Origin of the sequence: Gottfriedia acidiceleris (genome assembly GCF_002128425.1) — a bacterium.
Taxonomy (GTDB): domain Bacteria; phylum Bacillota; class Bacilli; order Bacillales; family Bacillaceae_G; genus Gottfriedia; species Gottfriedia acidiceleris.
The window spans coordinates 82,841-96,255 of sequence record NZ_NESS01000011.1; the positions used below are offsets into that span (position 1 = coordinate 82,841).

Here is a 13,415-nt window from a genome sequence, read left to right on the forward strand (position 1 = left end):
CATATAACAAAAAAACCATAGATTTTCTATGATTTTGTTTCATGATCCATTTCTGAATTAGTGTCTACTCCACGACTTCAATATATTCCAACATTGTATGAAAAAGCGTAGCTTCTATTTGCTGATTTAACACAATAACGGCTACCCCTCAGCAGCAGCCGTTCACTTACCTCGAAAATTTATAATTCCTGTTTTTTAACAATTTCTTTATTTTGGACAATGCTTGATGTATTTACTATAAATTTACTATAAACCTGATCACAAAGCTTGATAATACAATAGCCAAGGACTCCTCCAGAGGTGTTTAAAATTAGATCATCCACATCAAAAATTCCTAAAGAAAAAACAACCTGTAAGCTTTCTAAACATAAACTAAAAATCAAAGATCGTCCGAATACGCTTATGAATGACATCCCTCTATCTTTAGACAAAAATACAAGAAACATTCCAAATGGGATGAACGCGACGATATTACCAACCAAATTACTGAAATCAGGCCATGATGACAGGCTGTGAATATTAATGAATATTGTTTTAAACGGGATTATATTTCCCATTTTCAATTCGTTTATGAGATTATCAGGGTTCTCGAGTTTCGTCTGAAGTTGATACAAAAGAAAGGTTAGGTCTCTCCAGCGGAACTTAAAGAGAATGACTCTAATTATTGCATACATATAAAGGACAAATAGAGCTGAAACAAAAATTTTGTTCATTAGTTTTATTATCTTCATTCCGCTAAACTATCCTCCTTAAGATTATTTGTTGAGTTGTTAAATACCGTCACAATCACACCATCTATATTGTTGCCTGATATTTCATAACGAAGATTGGTAGGCACCTGAATGGTCGTATTTTTTGTAATAGGGTAATAAGAGATTTCGTATTTTTCGTCATGTATAGTAGTTGAAATAGACTTTTGTTCTTTTATGAAATCCAAATACTCTTCTAATGAAAAATTCTTTTCCTTCATAATCACACTGTGTGGCAATCCAATATAGCGAATATGCCAAGGTTCATACTGAATGCCTGTTATTGCTGTTTTGTCCTTTGGATAGCGTATAATAAAACCGTATTTCCAAGCATTTTTTTCTAGCCACTTACCTTCAGGTGCCTCATTCATTTTCATTTCGGTAGATCCTACGTCAAGCGATAAACCCAAGTTGTGTTCACTACGGCCTGCAGGCAAGGCATAGTCAGATCCCATTTGTTGATAAAGTGCATTTTGTTCATCAAAGTCTCGAAAACCACTATTAATGGTAAAATGACGAACCCCTTCTTTTTTAGCAGCAACAATCATATCCGAAAATTTACGGGCGACATCCGCTGACAATTCTATTTTAGTATCATTTAATTCGAATCCCTTTTTCAATTCTTTGTGAGTATATAAATTTACAACATCCGATTTTATACTCTCTTGGTGCACAGGATATTTTTGGTTAATCAATAGTAAATTTCCTTGATAGACCAGTTCTTTTGTAATGACCTTCGTTTGGAAACTATCAGAAGTCTCTTTATGATCTAATTGTTTATTGTTAATTTTATGTGTTTGCATCTCTACTTTATCTTGAAGAGACATTTCTTTCTTAACGAATGTAAAACACAGGCAAATTACTAAAATCACTAAAAATCCCCACTTCTTCATTTTTACGTTCCTCCTAATTCTGATTGATTCTAGAATAGGAAAAAATTTTTAAATAAAAAGTGGGGTAAAATTTAAATTTTTCTTAAATTCTTTATGAACTTTTAAACTTGGTCGATTGGGACGCTCTCCTGCGGTATACGAACTTCAAATACAGTACGGATTATACTACTTTCAGCCGTAATTGTTCCATTATGTTGCTCGACAATATTTTTTGCAATGAATAAACCAAGACCGGTGCTATCTTCTTTATGAGTTCGTGCTTTGTCACCGGTATAAAACATATCAAAAAGATATGGCAGTTCCTCTGGAGGAATACGATCCCCATAATTCACAACCTGAATGACTACTTCATTGGCGTCAACAAACCCGTTAATATCTACAAACTGACCATCATATCCATAACGATTTGCATTAGTTAAAAGATTTTCAAACACACGAGCTAACATCTCTCCATCACCCAAAATAGGTAAATGGGGCAGAATATTCATTCGAGAGATCAAATTATTTTTCTCGAAAACAGGGTACAATTCTTCTTTTAACTGAAAAAGTAGATCACTCAAATTAATTTGCTTTTTTTCAAGAGGTAACATGCCATAGTTCATTCTAGTTATTTCGAATAATTCATCAATCAGTTTTTCTAAACGCTGAGATTTCGTAAAGGCAATTGTTAGAAAATGACTGACCTGTTCCTTAGTTAACTTCTCATCCTTTAGGATTAAATCTAAATAGCCTAACACAGAAGTTAGCGGGGTACGCAAATCATGTGCCAAATTTACAACTAACTGTTCTTTACTGTTTTCTGAAAAATCTCCTCTTTGTACGGCTTCTTCTAATTTTTCACTTGCCAGATTAATTGCTTGAGCAATATCTTCAAACTCATCATTTGATTGGATAGAAATTCGATGTTTAAAGTTGCCTTGAGAAAGATAATGAATTCCGCTTGATATTTCATTGAAATAAGTAGAATAGGGCTTAGTGAGTAAATAGAAAAACAATATTGCAAGTGGGATAAATAGAAATAAAAAGAAGTTAACGTCTCCAATACTCTGTATGAATCGACGAAGCTGGGCCAAGGGGTCACCATATCGAACCATCGTGTGATAATAAAGCTGTAATCCTTTAAAAATTATGTAAGTTATAATACCAGCCAGAATCATACTTAAAGCAAATAATACGATGATTTTGGAGCGAAAACTACGTATAATTTTATCCATTAAATGAATACCCCACTCCCCAAATCGTTTTGATTAACTTATTTTTTCGCTTATCTTCTCCGAGTTTTTTCCGCAAGGTGCGAATATGTACCATTACTGTATTACCACCTTCAAAGTATGCATCACCCCATACTTGCTGAAAGATATTTTCTACACTAAAAACTTTCTTTGGATGACTAGCTAATAAATACAAAATATCAAACTCTTTCGGCGTTAGCTCGATGTTATCACCATAAAGCAAAACTGTACGTTGATCAGGTGAAATCATTATTTCACCAAATTCCAAAATAACTTTATGATCATCTACTTTGGAGTGATTCAACTTCATAAATCGCCGCAAATGAGCATTCACCCGTGCAACTAATTCAATAGGAGTAAATGGTTTCGTTATATAATCATCTGCTCCAATGACCAGTCCCTGTACTTTATCGAAATCAGATGTTTTAGCACTCAAAAATATAATTGGCATATTATGTCGCTCACGAATGAGCCGAGTTACTTCATATCCATCCATTTTTGGCATCATAATATCCAATATCAGCAAATCAATCGTTTGACTCTCGACTACACGAACAGCCTCATGCCCATCCGAAACTTTAATCACATAATACCCTTCTTTTTCTAAATGGTAGGATATCAGATCAGCAATCTCCTGTTCATCATCCGCTATTAAAATAGATATAGGTTTCATCTTATTTCCCTCCTATTTATCGTTTCATTTTAGTGGATGATTACGCAATTAATATCCTAACGATAATTTCTCTAAAAAAACTTAAATTAACAATTGCGAGTTACAACTAGCTAAGTTGTCCAATAAATTGGGCTCTGTATTATTTTCTATTATTTCCTCAAATTCTTCAAGAATATGGCCATTGGGAGATAAGGATTTTACTTTATTAAAATTTCTTCTAACTAACGTTCTAGTTCTTTTAGATATAAAAAAACACCCCTTTAGATCATCACATCTAAAGAGGTATTCTTCACAGCTTTTTTAATAATATCGTAAACTTACTTCTATATTCCACACTTCAACTGAACTTGACAATTATCACATGTATTACAACCACCATGTTCAACTACAATACCAGCTAAGCAGATCGGACAAGTGTCTCCATTTTCTACACCTACGTTACCTGTTTTAACTTGATCAGTTTCAACAGCACCGTTGTTCTTTGCATCTTTTACATTTTCGTCTGTTTCTAATTCTACTTTTGTAAAATCATTTTCTTCATTTGTTAGCGATAGTACTTGGGCATCACGTGAACCATCTACATAAACAGTTCCGCCTTTTGCACCACCTTTGTGTAATCGTTCATACACTTTTGCTACTTGTTCAACAGAATAACCTTTAGGAGCATTAACTGTTTTACTTATTGAAGAATCGATCCATCTTTGGATAATACATTGAACATCAGCGTGCGCCTCTGGTGAAAGGTCCATTGTTCCAACAAATTGTTCTGGAAGGTGTTCAATCATCTCATAAACATTTTCTTCAGTTACTTCGTATCCATTAGCTTCTAACCATTCTAGTGCGATATCGGCTACAACTGGAATAAATTTACCTAAACGTCCTGAACGGAAGTAGACGAAGTTGAAATAAGGCTCAAGTCCAGTGCTGACATTCATCATCGTTCCAGTACTTCCCGTAGGAGCAATTGTTAATAAGTGTGAATTACGAATTCCATTTTTCAAAACAGCTTCGCGAATTTCTTCAGGCATCTTTTTCATATATCCCGAGTTAATAAAACGATCGCGTCCATCTTCAAATGTTGATAAGAATGGGAATTCTCCCTTTTCTTTCGCTAATTCAATTGAAGTTTTATAAGCAGTCGTTGCAATCACTTCAAAAATTTGATCCACTAGCTTGTTTCCAGCTTCAGATCCATATACTAGACCACAACGGATTAGTAAATCATGTAATCCCATCACACCTAATCCGATACGGCGTTCACCTTTTGCTTGTTTCGTATTCTCTTCTAGGAAATAAGGAGTTGCATCGATTACGTTATCTTGCATTCTCGTTCCGATTTGAACAGTTCGTTTTAACTTTTCCCAGTTAACTTTACCATTTTCCGTCATTTCGGCTAAGTTAACAGCTGCTAAGTTACAAACAGAGAATGGAGCAAGTGGTTGCTCTCCGCAAGGGTTTGTTGCAACTACTTTTTGACCATACGATACAGCGTTCGTCATTTTATTTGCATTATCTAAGAAGAAGATACCTGGCTCAGCAGAATAAGTTGCACACACATTGATTAAATCCCAAAGTTCTTTTGCTTTTATTGTGTGGTACGTTCGTACACCATATCCACGTGCAGCCCATTCACGTACATCTCCACATTCCTGCCATTCTTGGTCATAAATTAAACGCATTTCATCGTCGTAGTTTTCTAAATCCGGGAATTGAAGCTTGTATTCATCATCATTTTCAACTGCTTCCATAAAATCATCCGTTAAACAAACAGATATATTCGCACCTGTTAAAAACTCAGGGTTATGAACTGAATACTTACCACCATCATTAAGAAGTTCTTTTGCCTGTTCTATTTCAGGTGTATTTAATTTCCCTTCAATAGTTGCAATATGAATTAATGCTTCATAAGCAGCTTTTTCAGTTGCACTAATTGGATCGAACTTTAATTTACGCTCTACTTCTTCACGAATTAATTTCGATTTTGTAGTTTGCGCAATATAACGTAAAACCTTTGGATTTTGGTTCTTTGATACGATGAACTCTACGATATCAGGATGATTGACATTCATCATAATCATTTGCGCACCACGTCTTGAACCACCTTGAATAACTAAGTTAGTTAGTTCAGATAAATCGTGTAACCAAGAAACTGATCCACTTGAGCGTCCGTTCACACTATATACAATTGCATCGCGAGGACGTAAAGTTGATCCATTCGTTCCAACGCCACCACCACGTGACATAATTTCCATTACCTTCTTACGGTGTTCACCAATCCCATCACGAGAATCGTGAATATGAGGCATTACATAACAGTTAAAGAATGTTGTTGAAGCTCCTGTACCTGCCCCAGCCAAAACACGACCTGCTGGTACAAACGTTTTGTTAGCTAAAATTTCATAAAACATATCTTTTACTTCGGAGAATTTTTCTGGAGTTTCTGCAGATGCAAGCCCACGTGCTACACGGTCTGCAATTTGTTCGTAGAAGATTTCAAGTGGTTTATCTACTTTATTAAATGCAACTGTAATGATTGCTCCGTCTTCAAACTGAGAATCTAATTGAACAGTTACTTCTTCATTACTATTGTCAATAGCAATTACTTCACCATAACCACGACGAGGAAACTTTGGATCATCCTTATATGTTAGTACAACTAGGTCACCTACACCTAAAGTAACAAGTTTAATATCTTTAAATGCGTATCGATCTAACATAACCGTTCTAGATACACCTTTAAATGTTGTTTTATGCATTTTTGGATTAATAGGTGTAATCATTGGAAAATGCATTATGTCTTGATTTAATTTCTGTATATTCGCAGGTAATTCAGCATCAATTATTGTATTTATCATCACCTGTTCCTCCTCGCAAAATATTATATCGATTTTACCATATATCGATATATAGGTGTTTTCTTTATTATCAACACCCATATGTAGTATTTATCCCGTCTCAACAAGATATAAATATACCGACTTAAGAAGTAAAAGTCAATGTAAACGACTGAAATAAACTTATTTAAATTTGTACTAATTCCTACAAATTTCATTGACAAATATACTTTTTACTAAGTGTTGTTTAAAAACAACTACAAGAATTCCGTATTCATAAGTATCCTTCAAATGAAAGTTTGTTCATGTATTTTTTAAATAAAGTATGCTAATTTCTCTATTAAATAGTGTACAATTTATAAATATTAAAGAATGGAGAAATCATATGGTAACTTGTAATGAAACGAGAGTCGTTAGAACAAATTTAGTTCTACCTAATGATGTAAATAGTCATAACACTTTATTTGGTGGAAAACTTATGAATGATTTAGATATTATCGGAAGTATTTCCGCAATGAAATTCTGTCGATCGTCAATTGTAACAGCTTCGACTGATTCAGTAGATTTTCTTCACCCAATCACGATGAAAGATTCCGTGGCATTCGAAAGTTATGTTACTTGGACAGGCACTTCATCATTTGAAGTTTTCGTGAAAGTAACTGCAGAAAATTTAAAAACTGGAGAAGAGAAAATCGCTGCAACTGCTTTTTTAACTTTTGTTGCATTGGACGAGGAAGGTAGATTAATTAAAGTTCCACAAATTGTTCCCGAAACTGAGGAAGAAAAATTCTTATATGAAGGCGGAGAAGAACGCGCTAAAATCCGTAAAAATAGAAGACTTAAAAGTAAGGAATTAGCAGACTTTTTTTACAAAAAATAAAAAATGGGACGACAAATGTCGTTCCCATTTTAAACAGTCATCTTCCAACTAGATAACGCTAACCAATTTTCTCTCTCCTTATACTCTGGTATTATTTTACCTACAAGTCGCCAAAAGGACCTGTCGTGATTCATATGAACCATATGGCACATTTCATGAACAACCACATAGTCAATCACCTGTTGAGGTGCCATTGCTAGTTTCCAATTAAATGTTAATTGCCTTTTAGAATCACAAGTCCCCCAGTTTGTTTTACTATCTGTAATACGAATAGAAGAAGGTTTTACTTTAAAATTACTTTGATACTTCTGAATACTCTTTTCAACTATTGCTTTACATTGTTGATAATAAAACCTTTTAAGTGCCTGTTTTATTCGTTCATCTTCTAGTTGTTTAACAATAATCTTTAGCCTATTTTCTTCAAAAACTACTTGATCTTGCCAAGTATTTTTATCGTGTGTAATTTGTATAGGATATGAGTTCCCTAAATAAAGAAATGCCTCACCAAATTCATAAGTCCTTTCTTTTGGACCACGAAGTCGCTCCTTCATTTCATTTGATTTTTGAAGAATCAATTCCCAATTAACCTCTAAAACTTCAATGACACTTTTATCAGGTGTATCTTTTGGAGCATGAACCTCAACGTTCCCATAAGCATCTATATAAATACCGATTGATTTCCGCTTTTTGTACTTTACATCATAACTAATTGTTTCGCCTAAGTAAGTATGTATCATTTTATCACCATTAGCTTTCTAATCCCGAATCTTTACTACTTATATAATATACTAAAAGAAGCTTTCGATATTAAATGAATTCTCATGTTTTAAAAAAATGACGATATTAAATCGAGATAAAATAAAGCGGCGTTCTATTTAACGTAACGGGTTTCAGTTGACGAGGTTATTCATTTCTTATTGCAAAAACGAATTAGTTAGTTGAACAACAATAAGAGGATGTTCTTATTCGAACATCCTCTTATTGTTGTTTAAATTGTTGTTTGCTCTGCATACTTTTTGAAATTATCTAGAATAGCTTGCCATCCCTGTTTTTGAAATTCAACTGGATTCTCCGTTTCAGGATCGAAAGTTTCAATTACTTCCGTTTCATTATCTTGACCTTTGAAAGTGATATGAACTTTCCTTCCATCCCCAAGCGTATAACTAATAACCTCATGTGTTTTTACTTCATCATAAATACCACCAAAATCGAAACCAAAACTACCATCTTTAGCTTCCATTCTTGAGAGGAATTTCCCACCTACTCTTAAATCATTCTCTGCAATCGGTGTGTGCCATTCATCTGAAGCAGTGTTCCATTTTTTTATATGAGCTGGCTCTGTCCAAAATTCCCATACCTTTTCAACTGGTGCTTGAATTGTTGTTGAAATTGTTACTTTATTAGTCGATTCCATTCCATTTACTCCTCTCTTTTACTAAACTTTTTAAGCAACTTATCCACTATAGATGTTTAACTATATTGTAGACGATTTATAAAAGTTTAACTACTTCTTCATTATTTTCTTATTAAACTGTTAATATACTTTTTTTAGCAGTTGATTAGTTCATTGATATTACAACAAAAAATTTATGAAGTTTACATTTTTCATATGTCGAACCTATCAGTACAATATCCTTAAACTACAATCGAATATTACTAGTTGTTGTTGTTGTTTCAAACCTATTATGATTTAAGAGATCTAAGTTTCTTTCAATATTTTTGGATTCACGAAAACGAATTGCCCATAAACCAGCTTTCAGCATCCAACTACTTGGACGTGCGACCATGTTTCCAATCGATGCAACCTCATGATCATGCACTTTAATTAGCCCTTCCCACTCACCAACATTCGCTCCAGCAAGCTTTTTCGCAAAAGCCCATGCATAATTTCGAGACTTCTCTAGGCTGAAGTTTATTATTGCCTTAGAGGCTTTTGGATCAACGTGGTCTAAAAAACCAATCCATGGTGAAATTCGATCCATGTCATCCCTTACCTCATCCACAAGCGATGCTAAAATACTATTTATTTTCATAAAGTCATTGTAAAGAGATAAAATGTCAGAGTCTTGACATACCTTTGCAGCAGCTACTCCTAGATCCAAATTAATATGAGCATTAATGCCAAGCAATAAATGCTGTAACAAAATAGATTTACGGTTTTCAGCTTGACGAAACGCTAATTGCCAACTGAGACTTAAAGGTTCTACATTCAAATAGTTTTTAAGTGCTTTTAAATAGAAATTTGCAAAATTCACATCCAGACTTTCCATTCTTGCTCCGTCTTCAAACTGATTATTTAAAATCCCATCTTTTACTTTAATCGTTACCAATCGATATAGTGAAGCAAAATATCCTAGTTTACTTTTTGTTTTATTACTCATTGAAATAATTTCATCTAACTGTTTAATTACATCATCGATTGTACTTGCATTTCCTATATACTTTGAAATACTTTTCATTACTCGCTCTCCTAACTTTTGTGACAAGTGCGTTGTATTAAATTTGTTAATCAATATGTGATTAGTGTTGAAAAGATACTTTTAATAGTGAGTATCTATTTTGATTCAGTGTGTCTTTTGAGAATTCCTTCGTTTTAGAGAACACTTTTGTGAAATTGGCTTTAATAACTGTGAATTGTTTGGAGGGGGTGAAAAAATTGAGATAAAAAAGAGCAAATCTTCAAGAATTGCACTTTTTTAATTGGTCCCAACAATGTGAAGGAAAGATACAATTTTCAATCATTAATTCAATTCAAGAAAATACAAAAAATCCACAAGGAACATCAATTTCCTTGTGGATTTTCTTTATAAATGAAGTACTGATGATTTATTAATGAGATCTCTTACACTAATTCTGATCACTTTCAGGTAATTTATCAAAATCCTTAAGCAATCCTTGAATATTTTTCTCATAAACAGACCCAAGCTTTACAATAGGTGGTTCAGGACGAGTACGTGCATAGATGCTTTCGTAAATATCTTCTATTTCTTCGCCTGTTAAGTCGCCTCTTTTTAGCAGTTCTTGTGCAATTGAGTGTACGAAATCGGCGTGTTCCGTAACAAGTTTCTTTACTTGGTTCATTTGATCCTTTAACAGAAGGTTGATTTTAGGTCGAAGTGCTCTAAGGCCTTCTGCTTGAGAGCCTAATGCATTCCAACTGAATAGCTCATCTCCCATTCCGACTAAACCTAAATATGCACCACCAAGTAGCGTCGCTTGTTGTAGATCAGATGTAACACCGTTTAATTTCTTATGGAGAAACTCTTCTTCTACTGCTCTAGCTGCTAAACAAACTTGGATTGCTGCAAGAATTTCACTGTCACTTCGATTATATCTTTCTGTTGTTGGTTTTGTTGCAGCTAAACCAAGTGCGTCACCTCTACGAATAATCGTAACCTTCCATACTCGATCATGTGGCTTTAACAAATATTGCGCTACTGCGTGACCCGCTTCATGATACGCTACATTTCTCTTCTCATCTTCATTCATCGATCTTAGTGGCTGTTTAAGACCCCACTCATATGTCTCCATTGCATCCCGGAAGTCAGTATAGTTTGTAATATCAGCCCCCCGCTGATGAGCAATTACGACAGTCTCATTTACAATATGTTTAATCTGAGCTGGACTGTAACCAATTGTATCAAGTGCAGCTCGCTCTGGTGTTAAAGAATCATCGCTTTTCACTTTTTTTAGATAATACTGGAAAACATCGATTCGTCCATCATAATCAGGAGAATCTACCCATAGTTTTCGGTCAAATCGGCCAGGTCTAAGTAACGCTTGATCAAGTACATCTGGTAGGTTTGTTGCTGCAATCGTAAGAACTGCTGGACGTTCTGCTTTCTTTTTCCGTAGTCCAAGTGAGCGAAGCAATTTTGCTATTTTAGAAGTATCAATGTTTGGAGGATCCATTTGTAGTAAAAGCTCATTCAATAATCCAGAGCCCATTCCCATACCGAACAATCCACCGCCACCGGCCCCTCCACCTTGGCGAGACATTCCAATTGCGTCAACTTCATCAATAAAAATAATACAAGCTCCGTAAATATTAGCTAACTTTCTAGCCTTTTTGTATATTCCCATTACTTTTAAATTCCCTACACCAAAGAACATGTTTTGAAAACTTGGTGCTGAGGCATATGCAAAAGGTACTTGAGCTTCATTCGCAATAACTTGAGCAAGATATGACTTCCCTGTACCTGGAGGACCGCAAAGCAACAATCCGCGAATTGCCTCGCCTCCCATTTCTTTAAACTCTTTAACACCTTTTAGTAATGTTACAATTCGTTTTGCATTTTCTACAATCTCAGGGTTTCCACGATAATCATCCCAGGTTGATCCAGTTTCACCAGGTAAAATCCAATAGGTACGTCCCCTGGCAAGAAACCAAAAAATTGCTACAAATTGTATGATCGCAAGAAATATCATAATGAAAATCTGAAATAATAAACTAACAATCGAAAATGCTACACTCCAGTATGCTGGCCCTCCTTGTATAAGCACAACACCAATAATAAAAATAACTGCTAACCAAATTAATAATCTTCGCCATTTTACCCATTGATATTTCTTCATAAACATTACTTCCTTCTAGGGAATTTTTTGAATATTCTATGAAAAGAACAGCCCATTGGTGCCTAGAAATATATGTATGCAAAAACAAAATAAATTTGTTCATTTAAATAAAATAAAATAACCTCAATGTCATTGGCTTTTAACTTGTTAACAAAGACCAAAAAATTTGATTTCAAACTAAAAAGCCCTCCTTAAAAGAGAGCTTTCAATACTTATTGAAATTTACTAAAAATATCTTTCAAATACTTAATAACGATTGCGATTCCACCGATGAAATAGAATGTTATTAAAATCCATCCAGTAGGATCAAGTCCAAACATTGTTATTAAAAACTTCAATGGAAAAATGAAGTATAGAATATCTTTTAAATATCCTAGTATAAAAGATGTATCGAATGATCCTTTCCAGAATGAACGGATAAATGCTATTACAAAATCAAGAATCATTAATCCAGTAACTGCCCATATAGTATATAGCATCCAATCCGCAAGTCCGAAGCCTAAATCCATAGTTATCACCACCTTACATCATACTATTCAAAGAAAATAGGCTGGTGATATGAATTCACTTAATTTTCAGATAATATTTTTTAAAACCTTTGAAATGCCATTGTTCTGGTCTTTATCCTTGCATTTATCATATTAATTTAATAAGAGATTAATTGCTAAAATGAGTCTTTAGTTCCCACTTCATATACTAAAATAATCGTCTTTTTCTAGCTACACAATAGCCCAACTAAACATACCCAAGTTCCCCCATCTGTACTTGAACATAAAATATTAGTAAAAAAAATATAGAAAGGGAGAAATAGTAGTGGGATTATTTATTAATAAGAATGACCATCCTGACGTCTTTAAAAATAATGAAACAATACAAACACCAAATCAAGGGCTTGTTCGGCATAATTACTTAGCTGAACTAATGGAAGAACAACAAAAAAATAACATGAACTTAGAAAAATCAATCTCTGAATTGAAGCCACGATATGAGCAATTAGAAGAATTACAAACAACTCAGTGGAATCATGTTAAAAATCAAATAAATAGTCTCATAGGTAGTAACCGTGAACGTGAACAATTTGAAAGAATCATGATTCAGCGGTTAAATACATTGGACGCAAATGAGAGTCTTGAAAAACAATCGTTGATTGATAAAATGATTAGTTTAAATGAAGCCTATACGGAATTGGTAAAGCGATTGGAAAAAAGTGAATCTGATAACCAAGCTCTCTCATTACAACTAGATAAGCTAATTGAAAAACAAAATGAAGTAGCTCATGGATTGTTACAGCAAGAGGAATTCCAACATGGGGTTTTAGATCGACTGGATACGCAAGAAGCAATGATGGATAGAATCTCTCACCAGCTCAACAATATACGCTCGATTATTTTTGAACGAGCAAGCTATATCACTACAAAACTTGAAGACAGCTATAAACTAACAACTGACTATATTTATAAACTAATAAATGGCTCCGATAAGCCCAAATTTTATAAGACTACGGTGAGCAACAAAAAAGAGGAAAAACAAAAACAAGCAGACTAAATTCCAAATAAGGGATTGTTCGAAAACTTTAGAT

12 protein-coding genes are annotated in these 13,415 nt (G+C 34.1%); 2 read left to right on the top strand and 10 right to left on the bottom strand.

Features of this window, described 5'->3' with window-relative positions; genetic code table 11:
* Positions 1-179: 179 nt before the first annotated feature.
* From B6K90_RS17840 to B6K90_RS17860, 5 genes are all read right to left on the bottom strand, one after another.
* On the bottom strand, positions 180-731 hold the full coding sequence (locus B6K90_RS17840; protein ID WP_088014119.1) for a VanZ family protein: 552 nt from the start codon (positions 729-731) through the stop codon (positions 180-182).
* Positions 728-1,642 carry a VanY-A/VanY-F/VanY-M family D-Ala-D-Ala carboxypeptidase gene (vanY, locus tag B6K90_RS17845; RefSeq protein WP_088014120.1) on the bottom strand — a complete coding sequence of 305 codons (915 nt, stop codon included), beginning with the start codon at positions 1,640-1,642 and terminating at the stop codon, positions 728-730. The genes B6K90_RS17840 and vanY overlap by 4 nt, the downstream gene beginning before the upstream one ends.
* A gap of 101 nt (positions 1,643-1,743) precedes the next feature.
* Positions 1,744-2,856, bottom strand: a complete 1,113-nt coding sequence (locus B6K90_RS17850) for a sensor histidine kinase (RefSeq protein WP_088014121.1) — start codon at positions 2,854-2,856, stop codon at positions 1,744-1,746.
* The gene (gene vanR / locus B6K90_RS17855) at positions 2,849-3,547 is read right to left on the bottom strand and encodes a vancomycin resistance response regulator transcription factor, VanR-F/VanR-M family (RefSeq protein ID WP_088014122.1); all 699 of its coding nucleotides are present in this window, start codon (positions 3,545-3,547) and stop codon (positions 2,849-2,851) included. Before vanR ends, B6K90_RS17850 begins: the two co-directional genes overlap by 8 nt.
* 323 nt (positions 3,548-3,870) lie before the next feature.
* Complete coding sequence (locus B6K90_RS17860; protein ID WP_407920538.1) at positions 3,871-6,399, bottom strand: vitamin B12-dependent ribonucleotide reductase; 2,529 nt, start codon at positions 6,397-6,399, stop codon at positions 3,871-3,873.
* Between the two features lie 367 nt (positions 6,400-6,766).
* Between B6K90_RS17860 and B6K90_RS17865 the strand changes: the two genes are divergently transcribed.
* Positions 6,767-7,261 carry an acyl-CoA thioesterase gene (locus tag B6K90_RS17865; RefSeq protein WP_088014124.1) on the top strand — a complete coding sequence of 165 codons (495 nt, stop codon included), beginning with the start codon at positions 6,767-6,769 and terminating at the stop codon, positions 7,259-7,261.
* 29 nt (positions 7,262-7,290) lie between these two features.
* On the opposite strand, the gene B6K90_RS17870 is transcribed toward B6K90_RS17865, so the two are convergent.
* From B6K90_RS17870 to B6K90_RS17890, 5 genes are all read right to left on the bottom strand, one after another.
* Positions 7,291-7,998 (bottom strand): M48 family metallopeptidase, encoded by a 708-nt coding sequence (locus B6K90_RS17870; protein WP_088014125.1) that lies wholly within the window; start codon positions 7,996-7,998, stop codon positions 7,291-7,293.
* A gap of 251 nt (positions 7,999-8,249) precedes the next feature.
* Positions 8,250-8,675, bottom strand: a complete 426-nt coding sequence (locus B6K90_RS17875; protein WP_088014126.1) for an SRPBCC family protein — start codon at positions 8,673-8,675, stop codon at positions 8,250-8,252.
* A gap of 226 nt (positions 8,676-8,901) precedes the next feature.
* Positions 8,902-9,720 (bottom strand): DUF5995 family protein, encoded by an 819-nt coding sequence (locus B6K90_RS17880; protein WP_088014127.1) that lies wholly within the window; start codon positions 9,718-9,720, stop codon positions 8,902-8,904.
* Positions 9,721-10,108: 388 nt separating this feature from the next.
* The gene (locus B6K90_RS17885) at positions 10,109-11,836 is read right to left on the bottom strand and encodes an AAA family ATPase (RefSeq protein WP_088014128.1); all 1,728 of its coding nucleotides are present in this window, start codon (positions 11,834-11,836) and stop codon (positions 10,109-10,111) included.
* Between the two features lie 212 nt (positions 11,837-12,048).
* Entirely contained in the window at positions 12,049-12,345 is a 297-nt protein-coding gene (locus tag B6K90_RS17890) for a hypothetical protein (protein ID WP_088014129.1), read from the bottom strand.
* Positions 12,346-12,649: 304 nt separating this feature from the next.
* Between B6K90_RS17890 and B6K90_RS17895 the strand changes: the two genes are divergently transcribed.
* Complete coding sequence (locus B6K90_RS17895; protein ID WP_088014130.1) at positions 12,650-13,381, top strand: hypothetical protein; 732 nt, start codon at positions 12,650-12,652, stop codon at positions 13,379-13,381.
* The last annotated feature ends 34 nt before the right edge of the window (positions 13,382-13,415 follow it).

What these genes read in the sequence shown, in the direction of transcription:
- B6K90_RS17840 (WP_088014119.1), bottom strand. Translation starts at nt 731, where the DNA reads ATGAAGATAATAAAACTAATGAACAAAATTTTTGTTTCAGCTCTATTT.
- vanY (WP_088014120.1), bottom strand. Translation starts at nt 1,642, where the DNA reads ATGAAGAAGTGGGGATTTTTAGTGATTTTAGTAATTTGCCTGTGTTTT.
- B6K90_RS17850 (WP_088014121.1), bottom strand. Translation starts at nt 2,856, where the DNA reads ATGGATAAAATTATACGTAGTTTTCGCTCCAAAATCATCGTATTATTT.
- vanR (WP_088014122.1), bottom strand. Translation starts at nt 3,547, where the DNA reads ATGAAACCTATATCTATTTTAATAGCGGATGATGAACAGGAGATTGCT.
- B6K90_RS17865 (WP_088014124.1), top strand. Translation starts at nt 6,767, where the DNA reads ATGGTAACTTGTAATGAAACGAGAGTCGTTAGAACAAATTTAGTTCTA.
- B6K90_RS17870 (WP_088014125.1), bottom strand. Translation starts at nt 7,998, where the DNA reads ATGATACATACTTACTTAGGCGAAACAATTAGTTATGATGTAAAGTAC.
- B6K90_RS17875 (WP_088014126.1), bottom strand. Translation starts at nt 8,675, where the DNA reads ATGGAATCGACTAATAAAGTAACAATTTCAACAACAATTCAAGCACCA.
- B6K90_RS17880 (WP_088014127.1), bottom strand. Translation starts at nt 9,720, where the DNA reads ATGAAAAGTATTTCAAAGTATATAGGAAATGCAAGTACAATCGATGAT.
- B6K90_RS17885 (WP_088014128.1), bottom strand. Translation starts at nt 11,836, where the DNA reads ATGAAGAAATATCAATGGGTAAAATGGCGAAGATTATTAATTTGGTTA.
- B6K90_RS17890 (WP_088014129.1), bottom strand. Translation starts at nt 12,345, where the DNA reads ATGGATTTAGGCTTCGGACTTGCGGATTGGATGCTATATACTATATGG.